This is a genomic window from Siphonobacter sp. BAB-5405, from assembly GCF_002872335.1.
GTDB lineage: Bacteria > Bacteroidota > Bacteroidia > Cytophagales > Spirosomataceae > Siphonobacter.
This window is the reverse complement of sequence record NZ_NJAG01000005.1, coordinates 159,638-180,560: the sequence shown is the minus strand read 5'-3', so window position 1 is coordinate 180,560 and position 20,923 is coordinate 159,638. Positions and strand designations below refer to the sequence as shown.

The 20,923-nt window shown below is 48.0% G+C and carries 12 protein-coding genes; 2 read left to right on the top strand and 10 right to left on the bottom strand.

Features of this window, described 5'->3' with window-relative positions:
- Positions 1-74 precede the first annotated feature (74 nt).
- From sprA to BWI97_RS04725, 7 genes are all read right to left on the bottom strand, one after another.
- Complete coding sequence (sprA, locus tag BWI97_RS04755) at positions 75-7,325, bottom strand: cell surface protein SprA (protein WP_102200217.1); 7,251 nt, start codon at positions 7,323-7,325, stop codon at positions 75-77.
- A gap of 277 nt (positions 7,326-7,602) precedes the next feature.
- Positions 7,603-8,196 (bottom strand): Holliday junction branch migration protein RuvA, encoded by a 594-nt coding sequence (gene ruvA, locus BWI97_RS04750; RefSeq protein WP_102200216.1) that lies wholly within the window; start codon positions 8,194-8,196, stop codon positions 7,603-7,605.
- An 84-nt stretch (positions 8,197-8,280) separates the two neighbouring features.
- Positions 8,281-9,717 carry a lytic transglycosylase domain-containing protein gene (locus tag BWI97_RS04745; protein WP_094808976.1) on the bottom strand — a complete coding sequence of 479 codons (1,437 nt, stop codon included), beginning with the start codon at positions 9,715-9,717 and terminating at the stop codon, positions 8,281-8,283.
- Positions 9,718-9,863: 146 nt separating this feature from the next.
- Complete coding sequence (gatA, locus tag BWI97_RS04740) at positions 9,864-11,306, bottom strand: Asp-tRNA(Asn)/Glu-tRNA(Gln) amidotransferase subunit GatA (protein WP_102200215.1); 1,443 nt, start codon at positions 11,304-11,306, stop codon at positions 9,864-9,866.
- Between the two features lie 85 nt (positions 11,307-11,391).
- Complete coding sequence (tatA, locus tag BWI97_RS04735; RefSeq protein WP_102200214.1) at positions 11,392-11,592, bottom strand: twin-arginine translocase TatA/TatE family subunit; 201 nt, start codon at positions 11,590-11,592, stop codon at positions 11,392-11,394.
- Between the two features lie 100 nt (positions 11,593-11,692).
- The gene (locus tag BWI97_RS04730; protein WP_094808973.1) at positions 11,693-12,121 is read right to left on the bottom strand and encodes a YkvA family protein; all 429 of its coding nucleotides are present in this window, start codon (positions 12,119-12,121) and stop codon (positions 11,693-11,695) included.
- Between the two features lie 167 nt (positions 12,122-12,288).
- Entirely contained in the window at positions 12,289-12,708 is a 420-nt protein-coding gene (locus BWI97_RS04725; RefSeq protein ID WP_094808972.1) for a MerR family transcriptional regulator, read from the bottom strand.
- A 373-nt stretch (positions 12,709-13,081) separates the two neighbouring features.
- Here BWI97_RS04725 and alaS point away from each other — a divergent pair, with 373 nt between their 5' ends.
- On the top strand, positions 13,082-15,715 hold the full coding sequence (alaS, locus tag BWI97_RS04720) for an alanine--tRNA ligase (protein ID WP_102200213.1): 2,634 nt from the start codon (positions 13,082-13,084) through the stop codon (positions 15,713-15,715).
- 66 nt (positions 15,716-15,781) lie between these two features.
- Here the strand turns inward: alaS and BWI97_RS04715 are convergent, their stop codons facing one another.
- Complete coding sequence (locus BWI97_RS04715; protein ID WP_102200212.1) at positions 15,782-16,297, bottom strand: hypothetical protein; 516 nt, start codon at positions 16,295-16,297, stop codon at positions 15,782-15,784.
- 237 nt (positions 16,298-16,534) lie between these two features.
- Between BWI97_RS04715 and BWI97_RS04710 the strand changes: the two genes are divergently transcribed.
- Positions 16,535-17,380, top strand: coding sequence for an MBL fold metallo-hydrolase (locus BWI97_RS04710; protein WP_102200211.1), 846 nt, complete (start codon positions 16,535-16,537; stop codon positions 17,378-17,380).
- A 1,386-nt stretch (positions 17,381-18,766) separates the two neighbouring features.
- Here BWI97_RS04710 and BWI97_RS04705 read toward each other — a convergent pair.
- On the bottom strand, positions 18,767-19,045 hold the full coding sequence (locus BWI97_RS04705) for a hypothetical protein (RefSeq protein WP_094808968.1): 279 nt from the start codon (positions 19,043-19,045) through the stop codon (positions 18,767-18,769).
- Positions 19,046-20,365: 1,320 nt separating this feature from the next.
- The gene (locus BWI97_RS27365) at positions 20,366-20,884 is read right to left on the bottom strand and encodes a hypothetical protein (protein ID WP_146010873.1); all 519 of its coding nucleotides are present in this window, start codon (positions 20,882-20,884) and stop codon (positions 20,366-20,368) included.
- Between the last annotated feature and the right edge of the window lie 39 nt (positions 20,885-20,923).

Here is a 20,923-nt window from a genome sequence, read left to right as displayed (position 1 = left end):
CCGGTTTGAGGAGGGATGGATTCGATACTCAAAAATAAAAAGGCTGCCTCAATCAGACAGCCTTTTTAAGAAAGTTAGTTCAAGCTAAGTCGTAATTGCACCCCGCCCTGCGTAACGGCCCGTCGGAAGGAATTAGAGACGAGCGGGTCGTTGACCGTACGATCCAGATACACGCGAACGTTGAGCTGACGACTGGCATTGTACGTGACGCTGGGATTAAACTGGAAGAATACGTTACCTGCCGTCGGGGTCGTTTCGCCTTCCAGCTTCCGGATCATAACGCGTTGATCACGGAAGGTCAGGCGGCAATCGAAGGTCAGGTCATTCTTGAGTCGTACCTGACGACCCCCGAAGCGGAAGCGGATATTCTGCCGCGTGAAGCCCAGCCGACCTGTCAAATCCTTATTATTCACTTCATTGACCGAGACATTGGAAAGGTTCAGTCCAACGTTTCGATCCTGGTTGTATTCCAGTCCTCCCGAAATGCCGTCTTTCGTACGGAATTGTACCCCAATAAAAGGAGCAAAGCGTTCCACGAATGAAATTACGCTCATCACGTACACGGGTACAAACTGACCTTCGGCGTTCACCTGATTGGCAAAGGGATACAGCGGAGCGTTCATCGCAACGAACGCAGCATCGTATTCCAGCGAAGAAACGAAGTTTCCAACGTTGTACGTACTCGAATAGGAGTGCGTAACCTGAATCTGCGAGAACCGTTTCTTGAACCAGGGGACGTTCGTCAGACCATTGTAATTCACCCGCCAGTTCGGCAGCGGAATTTTATAGAAAGGCGAAAATTTCACCTTATTTGGACTTTTACCCGAATAGGCGGAAAAGAATGCCGGAATCAGTACGTCCTGCGAATTGAGGTTGTACGAATCGCCGGCGGGGTTCGCGGCTTTCAGCCGTTCGAGCAAAATGTTCCGGTAGTCTTTGAAACGTTCGAAGTTGGCCGAAAAGCTTTCCCGACTAGTTTTTTCAAAAGCCGTGAGGAAGGATAAGTAACTCATCGAATAGTTACCCGACCGCAGGGGCGACTGGCTCACGAACGGGCCATTGACCGTAGCGGGCCGGAAGAATTCCTGGTAGTTGTCCGAACGGTTGTAGCGTAAATCCACGAAGACTTTAAAGTCTTTCCACGGCTCCAGATCGGTGGTGGCTTCAAAGCGTTTCGTAAGCGTTTGTACAAAAGGCTGGTTTTGTACGGTACTCTTGGTGATCCAGCCTTCTTCGGCTCCACGGTAACGAATGCTTCCGTCCTGGCTACCCAGAATGAAAGGCAGACCCGGTACTCCACTACGATCTCCGAACAAGTGCGGCGTAGGTAAAAAACCGGGTAAAATCGTCGATTCCTGAATGGCGTAGGTATAGCGAATTCCCCGAACCGTTAGCAGTAATCGGGATACGCTTTTCAGGAATTGATTCCGCTCCACGTCCACTTCGTCAAAGTCACCGGGGCTACGGGCAATATCGCGGCGGGGAGCCCGGGGGGAGTTCACCCAGCGTAAAGCCTTCACTTTGTTGTACAGGGCAACGAAATCAACCCGACCCGTGAGTACCCGTTCGCGGGTGTTCTGAATGGTATTACCAAAGGCCACGCCCGTCGAATCGACGATGCCGTAACTATTCGCCTGGAACTTGTACGCGACGTTGTATTGCAGCTGAGCCGTCATCCAGTCCGTGAGCGGAAACTTGTTTAGCGGAATCTGCCAGGTGTTGGTGATCCGTTGTTCAAAGTTTTTCATCCGGCCAAGTCGCTTCAGACTGTTCATTACCGAATCGCGTTTCTCCAGCGTATTGATGTCGCCGTAGGGTTCATCGATGATGGCCTGAGCCGTGGCGTTATACTGAGCATTCCAGTTTTTCGAGAAATTCCAGTTCAGTCCATACAGTCGGTTGAACAGCCAGTATTTCTCGAATAAAGGCGTCACGCCGTCCGTTGTCAGCATCGGATTTCCCGCCGTAGAGCCCGTGGCCGCCTGTCGGTACTGCGTCCGAATCAGGCTTCGGTCCATGTCGGCCCGGAAGGTTACGCTGTTGGGAATAGGCGTAAAGTTGAAATCCTTGATTAGCTGGAAAATGTGCTGGTCGTTCTTCCACTTCTTGAAGGGCTCCCAGGGTTTCGGTGCTGTCGTGTACGCGTAGGTAAAGCCACCCCGCTGCGACAGTTGCCGGTATTCCGCCAGCGTAATGCTTGACCGTACGGCGTCAGAGTAGGCGTAGGTAAACGAAAAGTTCTCAATATCGTAGAAATGAGCCCGGCTGTTCGGATTGACGCGAATCTTCCGCACGTTCGAGAAATTGATTGCTTTCCGCATGGAGTTTTCTTCCACCATTTTCCGGTACGCTTCGCGTTGACTGGCAGGCATCGTACTCAGTGATAAATCCAGCGGCATATCCGGATCAAGCGGATTGAAGTGCGGACGAATGTTCTGCCGGTCGTAGCTGAAATAAAACGGAATCTGTAACCCCCAGTTTTGCGGGAAGAGCTTATCCAGATTCACATTCGAAGCAACCCCAAAAGCCATTGAATTGCTTTGTGAACGTTCCGAAATACGCGTGTCCACTCCGCCAAAACCATAGGTCTTCATGGCTCCGGTCAATGTTACCGTTGCAAAATCGGCTAGTTTAATGTCTGCCCGGGCGATGGCCGCGTAACCGGATCGCTGATCAAAATCCGTCGCGTGAAATTCGTTTACCCAGACGCAGAAGGACTTGGCCTGTCCATCATCCGATTTCGGGTTCCGTACCCCCAGCATCATCACCTGAACGGCAGAAATGTCGGGCGTTCCCACCACCGTAATGTTATACTTGCCATCTTCGGATACCAGCGTAAAAGGCGTCGCGTTAGCCGCTCCGAGACGGTTACGTTCCGCTTTTACGCGGCGAAGTTCGTCGATGGCGAAGTCAAACTTATTGTCCAGGGGCCACACCAGCGTTGGGTCGGGCGAGCCCATATTGAGCGAACTTGGGCGAGTAGCGGTCAGGCTTCGTACTTCGATTTCGTAGAAGTTATCCTTGAAATCCGTACCCAGTCGGATGAACGCGGAGGTCTTGCCGTCTTCATCACTCAGGTTGTCCATGTGTACGGACATCGTCAGGCGGCGGTACTGGTTCAGGTTGTAGTTAACAATTTTGTAGGCCGCCCGTGAATCACCGTCCCGCAGATCCGTCACGCACAAGCTTAAGGCCTGTTCGTTCAGGGCGGCGTTGTTCAGCGTCATGATGTCGCGGTCGCGTTCGTAGCCGGGAGGTACGACGTAAGGTACCCGCGTGTTGTTGTTGCTATTCAGATCGGCAGCGGTGGGGCCATTTTCTTCCACACTGACCGTTGAAACCCGGAAGTCCGCATCGTAGGGTTCGGGTACTTCGTCGAGGCCTTTCGCGTTGAGATCACTCTCATACTTCCGGTACTGGAAACCCGTCAGTTGTAACTGAGCAAAACGAAGGACTACGGGTTCTTCAAATTCCGTCATGACCATCCGCATGAAGCGAATGGATTTGAAGCTGGTGATCCCGCCAACAGAGCGGGTGGGCTTACGTACTTCAATCCGGAATAAATACCACTTGGCTCCGTCGTCCGTCTGAATTTCATCAACAATGTTATTCGATCCGATTTTCAGTTCACCGGGTTTCAGCGGAATTTCGTATTCGTAGTACGCTTCCGTTTCGTTGATGGTGTTATCGTTATTTAAATCTTCTGAATCGGGCAAATTGGTCGAAGAAGGCGTAATCTGCGAACCCGAGGCGGTATTCGCCGGCGAGTTATTTTCCGTACCCATAAACCGCTTGTACCGCTGAATGATCGACCAGTTATTCTGATCGGCTTCCGGACTGAAATAATACCGGAAATCATCGTTGGAAGGGTCATTCGTAATCTGATCCAGTGCCGGACCCGTTACCCGCGAACGCACCTGGTTGAGGTAGTTACTAAAATACGTCTGCTCGGCGGCATTGTTTACGCCGTCAAGTCCAACATCCTGAGCGGCAATGTTATCGTTGTTGAAGGCATTGATAACGAATTGCTGCTTGGTGGCTCTTCCCCAGGCCGTCGAATCGACGTTGGCGGGTTGCCCGTTGACCGTCTGCGTGCGTACCTCGCCCGTGGGTAGTCCGTTTTCGAAATTGAACCGACCGTCAGGAACGACGTCTTCGGAAATATCACCCAGGTGAATCAGCAGTTTACCCCCCGTGGTGTTAGCTTTATCCTGCGTACCGCCATTCGCCCGAACGGGTACGTCCAGGAACGGATCCATGACCCAGAACTCCATGATTTCAATGTTGGAGTTATCAAAGTCATTGTCTGACGTAATCGCCCGCGTAATGGCCCCGAAGCTCTGTTTGGGATTTCTCAGCCGACCGTCTGACGTCAGATCCGGATTGTAATTGTACATCCCGCGTTCGGCAGGAAAGTACGCCAGATCCAGAATGTTCAGGGGAAGGTTATAGTTCAGAGCCGCCTTGCCTTTGAAAATTTGCTGGGGCAGGTACTGCTTTTCGTAGAAGTTGGAAACATCCAGATCCGCGGGTACAACGTTGTTACCCAGTCCACCCGTCCCGTAAAAGGTCTGATCGACGTTATACACTGAAATTAAAGCCCGGCGATAGTTGTATTGCAACGGATTGGCCGGAGTGCCCTGATTAAAAGTGGTGGGGGTTGCTCCCATTCGCCAGCGGATGGGCTGACGCGTGAAGTCATAGATGGTACGGCTGCCTTCAAAATCATCGAGATAGCTCCGATTTTGTGCCCGGGGCGTTACGCCGGGTAGCAGTTGAGCGTATTCGCCACCGAAGGTAATACTCGACATTTCCTTGGTCTGAATCAGCGGCAGAGCGTCGAGGGCTTTGGTTAGAAAAGGAGCGTCTTTCTTCAGGTTGGCATCAAAACCAAAGAGGAAGTTGTTGACCGGCTCGTTGCCCAAAGCGACCCGCGTAATGTTACCGGGCGTACTTTCCCGCAGTCGCATCAGCGTCGCTCCAATGTTGAAGTTCTTGTCGATTCGGTAGTCGAAGCGACCCGCCAGCAAAGTACGGATCTGGTTATTGAAGAGTTCGGGGGTTTCCCAGCTGACGGTAATTTCCCTGCCTGAGTTCATCAGGGCATCGTTCATAATCCGCACGCTTCCGCCTTCCACCACGAAGTCCGTGCCCGGATTCAGGTTGACGCCCCCTGCCGATACCTGCACGGTACTCTCATCGACACCAAAACCCAGCGGAATCTGGGCTCCGTTGGCTCCCTGATAACTTCCCTGAATGAAAAATTTATTCTTTTCCGCCTGTTGCGTTGCGTCAATCTGTGTACCCCGGTAGAGCGTATTCTGCACGTACTTTTCTACCAGAGCCGGATCAGTACTGGTGAGGCGATTCCGTAGCGTGGAACCAAAAGGCTCGAGTACGGGGAAAATGATGCGACCATTTTTGGAATCAATCGTGACATCCTCCACAAAATCGAAATTCCCGTCGGGCTGGGCGTCGTTCATCTGGTTAAGTTTATCCAGATTCATGACCTGTAAGAGCGGAATACCAGCCAGGTTGGTTTCCTGTAAGCTGGGGTTATCCACGCCCGTAATATCATCCTTGTAGATGACCCGTAATTGGAAACCCTGCCGCTGTACGCTTACGGTTCCTCCCGAGTAACTCGTCGTTGTGCTGGTGGTGCTGGTAGGCGTTTGGGTACTGAGGGAATAGATGTTTTTCATCATCAAATCCCACATCGGCAAACTGGTATTATTCCGAAGGGTGGATGATTTGAGCAGTTTCAGGACAATCACTTCGTCCTGCTGCCGATTCTGATAATCTTCTGTCAGCTCACCAACCTTAAACTTCCGACCCTGATACGTATACTCATAGGCAACGGCAACGATTTCGTCGTTACGGATGGGAGCCAGCAGGGAAATGTAGCCTAACTGCGGATGAAAGCGGAATTCCCGGTCGTTGAGTTTGCGGGCTCCGCGTAAAAGATCAAAGTCAGCTCCCCGGGCGTAGTTACTGCCGGTCAGTTCACTGGCAACGTTATCGATCTGCCGAACGGTAGGGTTCTGCGATACGTTCTGAAACAGTCCGTTGACGCTGTTATCCGCAGGCGAACCTGCCGAGCCGGAAATGGGCTGTACCAGCGGGGACGTCTTATTAAACGGATTGCCTTCACCTAAATCAGCCAGACCAACCAGGTTCCGGAGCGTTTCCGTATTTTGTGAACGGTTGGTTATATAAACTTCCACCCGTGTTACGGTAACGCCCGAAGTAATCATCGGCAGTTGCTGGAGCGAGCGTTCGTAGTTGTTACGAAAGAAATGATTCAGGAAGAAGTGTCGGTTTTCATCGTATAAATCTTCACGAATGGAAAAGCCACGATTCTGGGCTCCGTTGCGGAGGACGATGCTCTGCCGCTTGGAACGTTGCTGAGCGGCTACCAGATTCACGTCCAGCTTGCCAAACCGCAGGGCTACGTTTGCTCCAAACAGGTTCTCAACGCCAGGAATGAGCTGACTGTTGGTACGAAAACTCGTATTTCCGGCCTCCACCCGCTGGATAATGTCTTCCTCCTGATTCCGAAAGCCAAGCTTGAGTTTGTTCTCGAAGTTGAAGGCGGCTTTCGTATCAAAATTGGTATTCAGGTTGAGCTTATCCCCAATTTTCCCGGCGAAATTTACGGCAATCTGTTCGTTGAAAATGAAGTTACCCGTTCGCCGCTGTCGTACCGGAATCGCCGGATTGTCGATATTCTGATGAAGATAACCAAAGTCGAGCAGTACCGAACCATTGGGTAGGAAGTCGATAATGTTCGAACCAAAAATCCGGTCGAGCGAAGGATCGGACAGTTTAATTTTCGGGAAAAGTCCCCGACCCGTCACTTCACTTTTGCCGTCGCTTCGACCCGCGTATTCACGAATCAAGTCCCGATAGGAAGCGTTGTTCTGAATTCGCAGGTATTCGTCCAGCGAGATGTTTTCGCCGGGCCGGTACGGAATCGTTCGGTCGCCTACTTTAAACGCGTCGTTGATGGTAATTTTCTGATCCAGCGGATTAAACCGGAACTGAGTTTGTAAGTCTTTAGGATCAGGTGGAATTAAAGGGGATTGCGGGAGTCGATAACTAAACCGACTGGCCAAACGATCCGATACTTTTAATAGAGGTCGACGTCCGGTTTTGGTTCTGTACAAGGTGTCTACGCGGGCCGTGTCGGGTTGAATCTGCTGAGCCTGAGCCATCGCAGTACTTGCACCAAACAACAAAAAAGCCTTTACTAATCCTGGTACAGATATCCATCGCCGCCGCCGGGAATAGGTTCCTGACTTTCGAACGGGTTGGAAAATTCGCATTGTTAGGTAAAGTGTCCTTCGCAATATGATCTATTGAAAGAGTAGGCGTGTGCACTTCGGGGGAACGAAGTGTTGGGTTACCGCATCCTTAAACGCCAAAACTAAAAGTAAAATTGCAAAAAAAGTGGGATAGGCTATCGCTTGTATTCGATTAAGAAATGATAAATGGTAGTGAATGGTTGATTCGACTCTGTTTTAAGGGAGTAACGCTTTTTTTTCAAGCAAAAAATCTTTCCGAAAGGTAAGTTTCGGAAAGATTTTCGCGGATCTGTTTTGGCTAACGGAGGGATTGTTTGATCAGATCTTCAACGGAGGCGTTGGGATCTTTCTTCAGCAGGGTATCGACTGATTTTTCAGCAACGGGACGGGGGATACCCATCACAATTAAAGCCGAAATAGCGTCGGTACGGGCTCCGGCGTTGGGACCGAGAAACAGGTTGGTCGTCATACTTCCCGAAGCCAGGTGATCTTTCTTGAGTTTATCCTTGAGTTCAAGAATGACGCGTTGGGCCGTTTTTGCCCCAATGCCCTTGATACCCTGGATCACGCGTAAATCTTCCGTAATGATCGCCTGCCGGATTTCGACTGAAGAAAGGGAAGAAAGCATCACCAGAGCCGTATTGGGGCCAATACCTGATACGCTAACTAAATCCAGGAAGAGCTGTTTTTCGCTCATTTCCTGAAAGGCGAACAGGATGTGGGCATCTTCCCGAATATTTAAATACGTAAACAAACGGCAACGTTCGTTCAACTCCGGTAAAGCCGAATACGTTTGCAGGGAAATACGCACTTCGTATCCAACGCCCTGTACGTCGATAATGGCGTAAGCGGGTTCTTTATAGGTGAGCTTGCCGTCTAAGTAAGCAATCATTTGCTGGGATGATGAGCAAAACAAGCCACGGGGCGTATCGTCCGGTGGCTTGTTTTAGAGTTACGGGATGGAATACGGTTCGTGTTAAATCACTAACAGTTTCTGGCCGGGATGTACCGCGTTACCTTTGATTCCATTGAGCTTGCGTAATTTGTCAATGGAAATACCGCCGTAACGCTGCGAAATTTTCCAGAGGGTATCGCCGGGTTGTACGGTATGGTACTTACGGGCTTTGCTCAGACGTTCGTCACGACTGGTAGCCGCGGCAGATTTGCTTACCGTAGCCACAGCAACCTGGGTTTGAGGTACGTTCACTTGCTGGTAAACGACTAGATGTTGACCCGCCTTGATTTTTGAATGGTGACCCAGCCGGTTCCAGACTTTCAGATCCTGGCTTGCTACGTGGTAGCGGCGGGCAATGGAAGATAGCGTCTCACCACGATGTACTTTGTGCGAAACCCGTTTTGATTTCGTACGTGCAACATCTTCGTTCACAGCCGTACCTGACGTTTCTTCCTCATCCGATGTATGGGAAGCCAGCATTACGCGTGGAGAACCGGGGTAGTTCGTAGCCGAATCCATGATGGTTCGACGGTGAGCATAGAAATACTTCAGCTCTTCCTTCGGCAAACGAACGGGATAACCCTTCGTGCCTTCCGGCAGCACATCCGTCAGAATGTGCGGATTCAGTTGTCTTACCTTATCGTAGGAAAACTGCCCGACCTGAGCTAAGGTCCGCAAATTCATGTACGAATTAACGTGAATCGTATCGAATGCCACCACTGTATGCATCGAGTCGGGTTTGATTCCGTGATCGGCTGCGTAGTGCATCATGTACACGATGGCTGCGTATTGCGGTACGTAACCACGGGTTTGCTTATGCAAATGCGGGTAGACTTCCCAATACGTATGCTTACCCGATTTGCGGACGGCTCGCATCACGTTTCCGGGGCCGGTATTGTACGATGCCAGCATCATTTCCCAGTCGTTATTAAAGATACGACCTAATTGCAGGAAGTACTTACAGGCGGCTTCGGTGGCTTTGTAGGGGTCGAAGCGTTCATCAACGTATTTATCAATCCGTAATTTAAAATCGATACGTCCGGTGCTGGGCATGAATTGCCACAGACCACCTGCTCCAGCGTAGGAAATGATTTTAGGATCGAGACGGGATTCAATGAGGGAAAGATACTTCAACTCATCGGGGAGGCCGTACTGGGCCAGGTACTTTTCGAAAATGGGGAAATACAGGGCTTTTCTTTCCAGCATTTCCTTCACAAACGAAGGCTTACGAAAGGTAAAAAACTCGACAAACTGATGGGTTACATCGTTGTGATTCAGAGGGATTTCTTTTTGCAGCTTGGCCATGCGTTCGTGCACCAGTTGGAAATCTACTTGTGGCACGGAATCTTTCACTACGGTAGGCGTACTGTTTTTCGTCGAATCGGTCTGTGCTCCTACGGAACAAATCGAGAATGAGGCAATCGCCGCCGCAATGGTCAGGATTCGAATTGGTCTCATCTAGTAAGGGTTTGTTGTTAGGTTATACAGGAGTTTCTTCGCGAAACTCAGGAAACATACTTCATTCGATTCAGGCAGGCAGAAGGAGTATTCTTAGTGCTCTTCGCTACAAGAGCCCTAAGGAAATGGCTACTAATGAATTGAATTTAAATGCTTACCGCTGCCTGATCCTGGATTTCCAGGGTATTAGCAAAAGCCAGTAATTTTTCTTCTTCGAAGGCTGGGGCCAAAATCTGAATTCCGACGGGCATTCCCTGTGAATCGGTACCCAGGGGTAGCGAAAGGGCGGGTACACCCGTTACGTTAGCCTGCACCGTAAAGATGTCGGCCAGGAACTCTTTCAATGGATCAGAAGATTTTTCACCGAGCGGAAACGCCACCGAAGGGGTAGTGGGGTAGAGCAGAAAATCAACCTGCTCGAAATGTTGCTCGATTTCTTCCTTTATTAAACGTCGAACGCGTTGAGCTTTGGTGTAGTACGCGTCGTAATAATTTGCACTCAGTACAAAAGTGCCCAGCAAAATACGCTTGCGGGCTTCGGCTCCCAGGCCTTCCGTACGACTAAGTCGGTACAGTGAATCCAGATCAACGGCTTGTGGACTACGGTGTCCGTATCGAACGCCATCGTACCGCGAGAGATTAGAACTTACCTCGGCTGTTGTCAGGATGTAATACGTCGGCAGATAGTACTTAGCTAGCGGAAAATCAACGGGTACTACCGTGTGTCCCTCCGCCTCTAAACGATCAATGGTTTGGCGTAAAACGGCTTTAACCGATGCATCAACCCCATCCGACTCTAAACTGTCGCGAAAATAACCGATTTTTTTCAGACCGCCAGCTTCTAATTTTTCGGAGTACGCGGGGACGGGTTGCTGCGATACTGTGCTGTCCTGCTCGTCGGCTCCGGCCATAACTTCCAGAATCAGAGCCGCATCTTCCACGCAACGTGTAATAGGTCCAATCGTATCAAAGGAAGAGGCGTACGCCAGTAGGCCCCAGCGGGATACCCGAGAGTACGTAGGTTTCAACCCGACTAATCCACAAAAAGCGGCGGGCTGCCGTACGGATCCGCCCGTATCCGTACCAATTGAAGCAAAGCATAAATCCGCCTGTACTGCTACGGCTGAGCCACCCGAAGAACCACCGGGTACGCGACTTTCATCGCGGGCATTAAGCACGGGACCATACGCAGAGTTTTCGTTGGAAGAACCCATTCCGAATTCATCGCAATTCTGCCGACCGATGATGATCGCATCTTCGTCAATCAAGCGTTGAACGGCCGTGGCAGTAAACTGTGAAACGAAACCATTTAAAATACGACTTCCTCCGTGTACACCGTGATTGGCATAACACAGTAAATCTTTAATTCCGATCACCATTCCGGCCAGCTTGCCAGCCGTACCTGCGGCCAGTCTGGCATCAATACGGGCAGCTTCCTGGCGAGCCTCTTCGGCATACACGGCCAGAAAAGCGTTCAGATGAACCTGTTGGTCAATACGGTTCAGGTAATAATCAACCAAAGCACGGCACGAAACCGTACCCTGATGTAAGTCCTGCTGAAGCGAACGGAAGGAGGAATAGTACTTCAAAACGAGGGGTAAATCTGGAGATTAGCTAAAAAACAACAAAAGGGCCTAGTCACGTGACTATGCCCTGGAGTGTACACAAAAACGACTATTTATTAGCTTCGTCGCCTGCTTTTTCAATTTCGCTACGAACGTCTTTGCTAGCGTCCTTGAACTCACGAATACCTTTTCCAAGGCCCCGTGCCAGCTCAGGGATTTTCTTCGCTCCAAAGAGGAGAATAAGGGCAAAAATAATCAGGGCGATTTCGGGCCCACCGAGGCCAAACGCCAAAATTGTTACCATTTCCATGATCAATATCTTTAATAAGATGATGTAAAGTTAAGAATTACCTTTGAAAAATTCTGTAGCAACCCATGGTTTTATTCTCGGTCATGGGTTGAAACGTGGCTTATTGAGGATCCACTGGAATGGCTTGTTCGGCTTCCCAAACCTTAAACGTATCCAGATCATTCGAAATCGTACGAAACAGCCAAACCAGTAAAGCGATATCATCAGTAAAGCCGATGATGGGCAGCAAATCCGGGATGACATCGATGGGGCTGACAAAATAAATCAGTACGGCTACCGTCAGGACCACACTCTTCCAGGGGAGCTGCCGGTACTCACCCTTGGCATAGGCCCGAATCAGACGGGTCAGAAGACCCAGCTTTTCCTGTACATCATGGATGATGGCTCCTTTGTTGGAAGTACGCAGAACTTTGGTAATCAAATCGAGCAAAAAGGCTGGATTACGAGCCGATCGACTGGCTTTCTTTTGTGCTTCGCGAAAAAAGAGCGATTGTAAAATACGTTGAATAAGAGGGGTAGATTCGGCCATTGGAAAATTAAGGACTCAGGTGTAGCAATAAAAACGTTTAAATGCTCCAAAAAGATTTGAATTAAGCACTTATTTTTTCAGGAGATCATTTAAAGTGAACCGTTAGCGAATGGGCACGAAAAAAGCCCGTGGGTGACACGGGCTTTTCAGTACTTGATGCTTTGTATTTATTTGAGCTGGCGAGCCAGTCGGAGAGTTTTTTCGTTAGCGGGTTCTTCGGTTTCGGACTTTTCAAACTTGCGGGGGCGTCCGGCTTTTTCGTCTAGTGCGGCTTTCAGATCAAGCAGGAATTTGCGGAGTTCGAGGAGTGAATCAACGAGTTCAGTATTACCCTCCTGTTTGAACTCTTTATTTTCGAGATACTTGCGGGCTCCTTTGAGCGTATACCCCCGTTCTTCCACAAGCTGATAGATTATTTCCAGCTGTCGAATGTCCTCTTTCGTATACATGCGGTCGCCGCCCCGATTTCGCTTTACTTTATTCTTGAGCGTGGGGAAATTGTCCGTCCAATACCTCACTTTTGAGATATCAAACGAAAACATATCTGCTACTTCTCGTATCGTATAGTACCGCTTCTCGTCCGTCATAACCGCCGCATAGTATAAGTTCCGCTGAAGGTGCTGCTAGCCCAAAAGTCCAAAGCCCTGCCTCAATGCTTTAAACGAAGAAACTCGTTAAATAGCTATTGCTGCAAGGTTAGGGAGTAAAAAAATCCGGCCGGCTGACCGGATTAGACGCTTAAAAATGCCGTATTTTCTTTTAAAATAGGTAGGATATTCCTGATAATTTTTTCTTTTTTTTCTAACCAATTGGTTTTCAAGCGAAAAAAAACTTTGGCTTTCCCCGAGCTTCCCTTTCCTGCTGCTTTCGCCCGACCGGAATTTTAAATTACCTTTGCGGGCTCAATTCCAAGTGGTTTCGTTGCTTATAACGAAGCCTTGATGACTGACGAATATCCCCATGACTTCCAGAGAGATACGGCAGGCTTTTCTTGATTTTTTTGTATCAAAAGGCCATTTAATTGTTCCTTCGGCCCCCTTAGTGGCGAAAAATGATCCCACCCTGATGTTTAATAACTCAGGAATGGCTCAGTTTAAAGATTTTTTCCTGGGAAATGCTACGCCACCGTCCAAACGCATCGTAGATACGCAAAAATGTCTTCGCGTTTCGGGCAAGCACAATGACCTGGAAGACGTAGGTTTTGATACCTACCACCATACCATGTTCGAAATGCTGGGTAACTGGTCGTTTGGGGATTACTTCAAAAACGAAGCCTTGCACTGGTCCTGGGAGTTGCTGACAAAGGTGTACAAGCTACCGAAAGAACGACTCTACGTGTCGGTATTTGAAGGTGACGAAAAGGATGGCGTACCCTTTGATCAGGAAGCATTCGATCTCTGGAAAGAAATTCTGGGTGGAGACGAACGGATCATTCTCGGCAATAAGAAAGATAACTTCTGGGAAATGGGCGAAGTAGGGCCCTGTGGCCCCTGTTCCGAAATTCACGTGGATTTACGGGATCAGGCTGAAGTAGATGCTACGCCCGGAAAATCACTGGTGAATGCCGATCACCCGCAAGTGGTGGAAATCTGGAATAACGTATTCATGCAGTTCGAGCGGAAAGCCGATGGCTCGCTCGTTCCGCTACCCGCCCGCCACGTGGATACGGGTATGGGCTTCGAGCGGCTCTGCATGGCGATCCAGAAGAAAAAATCCAACTACGATACCGACGTATTCACGGGTACCATTGATTTTATCGCGAAAGCGGCAGGTAAAACCTACGGTCAGGAAAACTGGGCTGATATTGCGATGCGGGTCATTGCCGACCACATTCGGGCCATTGCCTTCGCCATTGCGGATGGGCAGTTACCTTCGAATGTACGGGCGGGTTACGTAATTCGCCGGATTTTACGCCGTGCCGTGCGATACGGTTATACGTATCTGGGCTTCCGTGAGCCTTTTCTGTATACGCTGATTCCTTTACTGTCCGACCAGTTCGACGGCGTATTCCCGGAATTGATCGCTCAGAAAGACTTTGTAGCGAAAGTAATTCAGGAAGAAGAAGCGGCATTCCTGCGTACGCTGGAAAAAGGACTGACTTTACTGGATAAAATTCTGACTCAGGAGTCTGAGAGTAAGGTAATTGACGGAGCTACGGTTTTTGAACTCAACGATACCTTCGGTTTTCCGGTTGATTTAACAGCCTTGATTGCTCGTGAAAAAGGATTTTCGATCGATGAAGCGGGTTACCAGAAAGCTTTGGGTGAGCAGAAAAGCCGTTCCCGCAAAGACGCCGCTACTGAGAAATCGGACTGGGTCGAATTGCAGGAAGGCGGTAAGACCGTATTCCTGGGTTACGACCAAACGGAAGCAGACGCTCAGATTATAAAGTATCGGAAAGTCGAAGCCAAGGGAAAGACGCAGTATCACATCGTCCTGGATCAGACGCCGTTCTACGCCGAGTCTGGTGGACAGGTAGGAGATACCGGCGTACTGGCCTGGCCGAATGCTGAACTACTGGTGGTAGATACGAAGAAAGAGAATGACCTGAGCATTCACGTCATTGAAGATGAAGAATTTGAGGAAAAACTGAACGCACACGGGGCCAGCGTACGGGCGATCGTGGATGCTTCCCGTCGTAAACTCATCGCTTCGAACCATACCGCTACGCACCTGATGCACAGTGCGTTGAAAGAAGTACTCGGTTCACACGTTGCTCAAAAGGGTTCGTTGGTAAGTCCGGATGTACTACGGTTTGACTTCTCGCATTTCAGTAAAATGACGGACGAGGAGATCGCTCAGGTGGAACAACGCGTGAATGAAAAAATCCGTGAGAATATTCCGTTGCAGGAAGATCGCAACGTACCCATTGAAGAAGCTCGCCAACGCGGAGCTACGGCCTTATTCGGTGAGAAGTACGGCGATTTTGTACGGGTAATTACGTTCGATCCTCAATACTCCGTTGAACTTTGTGGCGGGACACACATCCCGGCTACGGGTGAGATTGGGCTGTTCAAAATCGTTTCGGAAAGCTCCTCTTCAACGGGTGTCCGCCGGATCGAAGCCATCACTTCGGAAAAAGCATTCCAGTTACTGGAGGAGCAATCGACGCTGCTTAATCACTTACGTGAGCTGCTGAAAACGCAGGATGTACTGAAATCGGTGCAGACCCTGATGGAAGAAAAAGCAGCTTTACAAAAACGGGTGGAGACGCTGGAGATTGAAAAACTAAGTTCCGTACGTGAAGCACTGGTTCAGAAAGTACAGCAGCGGAACGGTATTCATTTCCTGGCCGAACAGGTAGAAGCTCCCAACGCTGACGCCCTGAAACAACTGGCGTATCAGTTGAAAGATAAAGTGGATAACCTGTTTGCTTTACTGGTAGCCGAAGTAGGAGGCAAACCGGCTCTGGCTCTGATGATTTCCGAAAATCTGGTGAAGGAACGCGGCCTGAATGCGGGTCAATTGGTTCGTGAGCTGGCCAAGGAAGTAAAAGGCGGCGGTGGTGGTCAGCCTTTCTTTGCCACCGCAGGGGGTTCGGACGTATCCGGTCTACCCAAAGTGCTTGAGAAGGCAGCCACACTGATTGGTTAATCGTACAAGATCATAAAAAATCCCCGGTCCGATTTGGGCCGGGGATTTTTTTATAGGTACAAAAAACTAGATTTTCAATTTACTGTCTTCGGACAAATACGTTTTGTTACCAATGGAATTGATGTAATACTGTCCACCCTTGGTACCTACGTAAATCGTACGGCCTTTGGCGTCTTTGCCAATCGACTTGTCCGCTCCGGCTACTTTCGTACGGGTAGCCAGGCTGGCTTCAGCTTCGTCTTTTTTCGAAAGTTTATCGGCTGCTTTCTTGGTGTCGGATTTTACTTCCTTCGCTTTCTTATCGACATTGTCCTTTGCTTGTTTCGTCTCTTTCTTAACGTCTTCCTTTGCTTCTTTTACCTTTTTGTCGGCTTTGTCCTTAGCGTCCTTCGCCTCTGCTTTTACTTCTTTCGCCTCCTTTTTTACGTCTGCTTTCGCCTCTTTGGCTTCCTTATCGACTTTGTTTTTTGCCTCTTTTGTTTCCTGTTTGGCTTTCTTCAGTTTTTCTTCAGCAGGCGTCTGAGCTTGCGTAGCAAGAACCAGGCTTACAAACACTAATGTAAATGCGAGTAACTTCTTCATGAACGTAGTTGTTAGGATGAAACTTCGAGTAATATTATTCAAAAAATGATAAATGTTATAATATGCTCATTGCCTTCTTACGTTTGTAGCGATGAAAGTTAAATAAACTTCTGATTACTAATAGGTTAATATAAATTAAATCTCGATTAAGTTCAGTTTGGAGGTTGAAGAATCATGCTCTGTCCGTATAACTGACCACTGGGCTTTTGCTACCTTGCCTTCTAAATCGACAAGCCCTTGAAATTACATACAATCGATGCTGGCCATTTTAAGTTAGACGGCGGAGCCATGTTTAGCGTAGTACCGAAAGTATTATGGGAAAGGCTGATTCCCGCCGACTCAAACAATCACATTCCATTAGCCATGCGGTGTCTGCTGATTGAAACTAAAGATCGGCGGATTCTGATTGACTGCGGTATGGGTGATAAGCAGGACGCCCGTTGGCAGGGCTTCTATTACCGTCACGGCGAGGGCGACTTGATTGGTTCGCTGGAAAAAGCCGGGTTCGGAGCAGAAACCATTACCGATGTGATTCCAAGCCATCTGCATTTTGACCATTGTGGCGGTGCTGTTCAGTGGAATCAGCGACGGGATGGGTACGAATTGACTTTTCCTAATGCTACGTACTGGGCTCATCGGGAGCACTGGGAATGGGCGATGCGGCCTAACCCTCGGGAGAAAGCTACTTTTTTAACGGAGAATCTACAGCCGATTCAGCAGTCGGGACACTTGCAGTTTCTGGATGAAAAGAAGCAGACGTTTGGGCCGTTCATTGAGTTTCTGGTCATGGATGGACACACGGAAAAGATGCTCTTGCCGAAAATTCAGCTTGGTCAGCAAACGGTCGTTTTTACAGCTGACCTAATCCCTACAGCGGCTCATGTACCGGTCAACTATCTGATGAGTTACGACGTGCGGCCTTTACAGACGATGCTGGAAAAAGAAGCATTTCTCCGACAGGCGGTTCAGGAAAACTGGATCCTTGTCTCTGATCACGACGCGACGCATGAGGCGTTAACCGTGCAGGAAACGGAAAAAGGTTTTCGCGTGAAAGAAAGTGGACGATTAGATGAATTTATCTAAGGATGAAGCAGTCACTGCGTATAATGACTTAATCGGGTTTTGACGAGTGGCTTTTTGGGTTATTGAATGGTTAAAGGGCTAAGGACCAATTAGTTATTTTTGTGCTTTTCCTCATGACTATGAAAATAATCTCTAAAAACGCTCTATTGGTCACGCTTTACGTGTTATGCGTACTGCTATCCTGGGTTGCTTTATTTCTGTACAGTCAGGCTCACTAGGAATAAAGGATCGCAACTCAGAAACCTAAGGTGAATGCAACGTTAAGGGCTACTATTCGCGTCAGTACAGTCCTTTGAAAAAATTATATACCCATTTATGGGTACTATCTAACAAACATTCTTTAGAATATGTAAATTCGAACTATGCCTTCTTACGTTTGGCGGAACGGAAGAAAGGCTGAGTAGCTACTGCTCCCAGTCTCTCCTAGACTGGGAGTTTTTTTATGATCTTACGACTACTGAATGATTTAATGATAAGCCAGGAAACAGGAAAGGCATCAAAAAACTCTTTCATGAAACACGAAAGAGTTTTTGGCTTACAATGCAAATCATATGCTCACTGAGCACCTCAATTTTCAACTTTGAAAATGCGAAGTAGGACTTAAAAGCAGCTCTTTTCTCAAGTATTCTACGAGCTGCACCTATGATACGTTAACTGGAGATTTGTGACGGTTGAGGACTAAAGAAAATCGAAATTTTGTCGATTAATCAATCACCTTCAATTTCTTACCAATGAAGTTCAGTAAGGGCTTGAGCTTTTACGGAATAGGTAGCTTTGCGTTGATCAAACAGTATCCCGCAAGGACTTACTGTTACCGTGTAAAAAGGGTGTTAAACGTGTAGGAAGTAATAAATTCAATGCTTTTTAGCGGCTTTAAGGTTAGTAGAAGCTTGCTATTCTCGTTTCTTTAATGAGCAGAAAACAGCGTAAAATCTACCTTTCATGGTGATGACCAATCCATTAATCGAAAGAGTACAACCTAAGCGGCTTCTTAGAGATAGTTTTGTATCACTGAATCGGTCAGATGAGTGGCGGCTTTGAAGACGGAGGAAGTTAAACATTAAGACCTACTTGTGACGACATATAGGCCTTAGATTAGCCTACTCGCGACGGTGAGTAGGCTTTTTTGTTTTATACCTGCGTTCGTATTCTTTGGTCTGCTAGGTATGAACTATAAAGCTGTTAGCCGTTTCTTATCCCCTTTTATCAGCAGCAACGATTTTCGGTCCTTTAGAGTGAAAGCCAAAATGCCAACCTTAGCCGATAGGGGGGAATAAACAGCCCCAAATGTTCATGAGCAATTTGATGGTAAAAGGACAGGTATTGGCTTGTGTCATAAACCGGGCTCACAAAAACAATAGTTGCATCGGTTAGGACATAGCCCAGTTAACATAGTTGAGGGGGACGGTTGTTAATTTCTTCAAGAACGGCCTGATACTCTTTCTGGGCTTCAATCAAGGCTCTTTGTAACTGCTCATAGTCGTGATTCAAAGAACCTAAAAGTAGAATTGCATTTTCTAAGGTTTCTATTTTGTGCAGGGCGTAATAAGTCCTCTTCGTATCTTCAGACTTGTCTTCCAAAAGTAGTCTGAACGTTAAAAGAGAAGACGATTGAGTGTTAGCCAAAGACACAAGGATGCGTTCTAAAAGTAGTGGTTCAATCATGACGGTGTGGAGTTAGACACCGCAAGTTAAGGACTGGATGGACGTAGCCAAACCATTCATCTAATAGCAGGGCATCACCCAAGAGAAGCTTAGGCTATTCTTGAAGAATACCTTCATCCAGAATGAGAGCTTACGCTTAAAAATGATTTTACCTGACCAACAGACTGATTGGCAAGGGTGTTAAAAACTTTACACCTGCCAGGCCATACCATTGCAGGCCTTCGTTGTCAAACTATCATTGGTAGCTTAGGGCGTCTGACCCACACCCGGGGTATTTTTGTATTAGCTTGGTTTTGTGGGTTCAAATGATCTTCAAACGCTCAAGGATCGTATTCCACAGTAGAGTTATATAGCTAGGTGACCATCTGTTTCGCTCATTGGTAGTGGACTCGTTAGAAGGAGTCGACCTTCGCTTTTTGGAAAAGGTAATCCTGAGTTACCTTAATGGTATAGGTCTTCGCGTTAGAAAGTCCAATTCTGGACTGTCCATCAGTTTTAGCTTACGAGAACGCAATTTCGCATCATTTGATGGCTCAGCGTCCAGACCAGTGGCATCAGTCGCTTCCCCGGGATAGGGAGTAAGGTTTTAGATACTCGTTAAAGCGATTCAGGATTAATTGGGAGGTCAACTCAAAACTGAGTCGGCTAAATACCGGTGAGGGCGGCATTATAATGTCTTTTTTGGGGATATTTGAAAACGCCTTATCTTGCTTTGAGTGAAGACCTCCACCTGTAATGCCTAAATACCTTATCTTTCACGACAGGCAACAACTTGAAAGATTTATGTCTTCAGAGTCAGATCTACTATACGACTTGATTAAACATTGCCCCAATGATTCAACTTGGGAGATAAGTAGAGACTCTTGGGAAAGGCTTCCTGAGTTGCTGAAAGGCTTTATGACTGTTAGTGAAACGCATATCCAAGTTATAGTCAACGATCATAGTAGAGATAAACTTTTGGAGGTAATTGAGAGAAATGACCTTAGTGAAAAGATTGTACATCAATCCATTATAGACGCATCGGGTAAGTACCTAATGAATAGTTGGGACCACCTGGTATTGTGCGAGGTTAGCCATGGTTTCCCCAAGGTGGGAAATTTGATTCTAAAATATGGGAATATGAATTACTTCACAGTCCTGGAATAACGTAGACTAAAGGTCTCCTTGAGATCCTTATCACTTTTTGCAAACGACCCTCGGCCAAAGGTGAAATGCGTGCACTCGCACGCAAACACCTACCCGAAAACCCGGCATTTCTCCACCTTTTCGCTCAATCCCTCTGTGGAGAGGCCAATGTAAAGTAGATAGGTGGAAGAGATTTCAGCGTGGGTTTGGCAATGGAGCTGGCGGGGGAGGGGGTATGGGTACATAGCTTCCAAAATGGAATTTTTTAGAAGTGGGTTTCAGCTCTAACGTGTCAAAGAGTGGTGTTAAGCTGTAAGCTAAAGCCACAACGCTTGGCGAAGCTACGTTAGAATAACCGCGGGCTTTGCGTACCGTTCGGTTTGCTTGGTGTACCCAAAGATTGTAGGTAAAAGCGTCAGCAACTATTCCTGTTGAGGCACTATCCGCTTCATAATAATAAAGGGAGTCAATAGCGGTGGTTAATTTACGAATGACACTTGAGGCAACCTGCCCCTGGAAGTAATTAGTATCAATATCGCGATGCTTCCAAAATAGCACTGTTCCATCCCTGGTAATTTTAAAGGAATAGTTATGAGGAATATATTCACCTTTAAAGCTTCCCTCAAGTGTATCAAAAGCAGGCTGATGCGTATTTTCTTTAGGCCCCGAAGTACAGGCAGACGAAAGGCAGACAACAAGGAAGAATCGTTTCATAACGGGGAGGTTATAAGCAGCCAGTATAACCAAGAAAGC

What these genes read in the sequence shown, in the direction of transcription:
- tatA (WP_102200214.1), bottom strand. Translation starts at nt 11,592, where the DNA reads ATGGAAATGGTAACAATTTTGGCGTTTGGCCTCGGTGGGCCCGAAATC.
- sprA (WP_102200217.1), bottom strand. Translation starts at nt 7,325, where the DNA reads ATGCGAATTTTCCAACCCGTTCGAAAGTCAGGAACCTATTCCCGGCGG.
- ruvA (WP_102200216.1), bottom strand. Translation starts at nt 8,196, where the DNA reads ATGATTGCTTACTTAGACGGCAAGCTCACCTATAAAGAACCCGCTTAC.
- BWI97_RS27365 (WP_146010873.1), bottom strand. Translation starts at nt 20,884, where the DNA reads ATGAAACGATTCTTCCTTGTTGTCTGCCTTTCGTCTGCCTGTACTTCG.
- BWI97_RS04705 (WP_094808968.1), bottom strand. Translation starts at nt 19,045, where the DNA reads ATGATTGAACCACTACTTTTAGAACGCATCCTTGTGTCTTTGGCTAAC.
- BWI97_RS04745 (WP_094808976.1), bottom strand. Translation starts at nt 9,717, where the DNA reads ATGAGACCAATTCGAATCCTGACCATTGCGGCGGCGATTGCCTCATTC.
- BWI97_RS04730 (WP_094808973.1), bottom strand. Translation starts at nt 12,121, where the DNA reads ATGGCCGAATCTACCCCTCTTATTCAACGTATTTTACAATCGCTCTTT.
- alaS (WP_102200213.1), top strand. Translation starts at nt 13,082, where the DNA reads ATGACTTCCAGAGAGATACGGCAGGCTTTTCTTGATTTTTTTGTATCA.
- BWI97_RS04725 (WP_094808972.1), bottom strand. Translation starts at nt 12,708, where the DNA reads ATGACGGACGAGAAGCGGTACTATACGATACGAGAAGTAGCAGATATG.
- BWI97_RS04715 (WP_102200212.1), bottom strand. Translation starts at nt 16,297, where the DNA reads ATGAAGAAGTTACTCGCATTTACATTAGTGTTTGTAAGCCTGGTTCTT.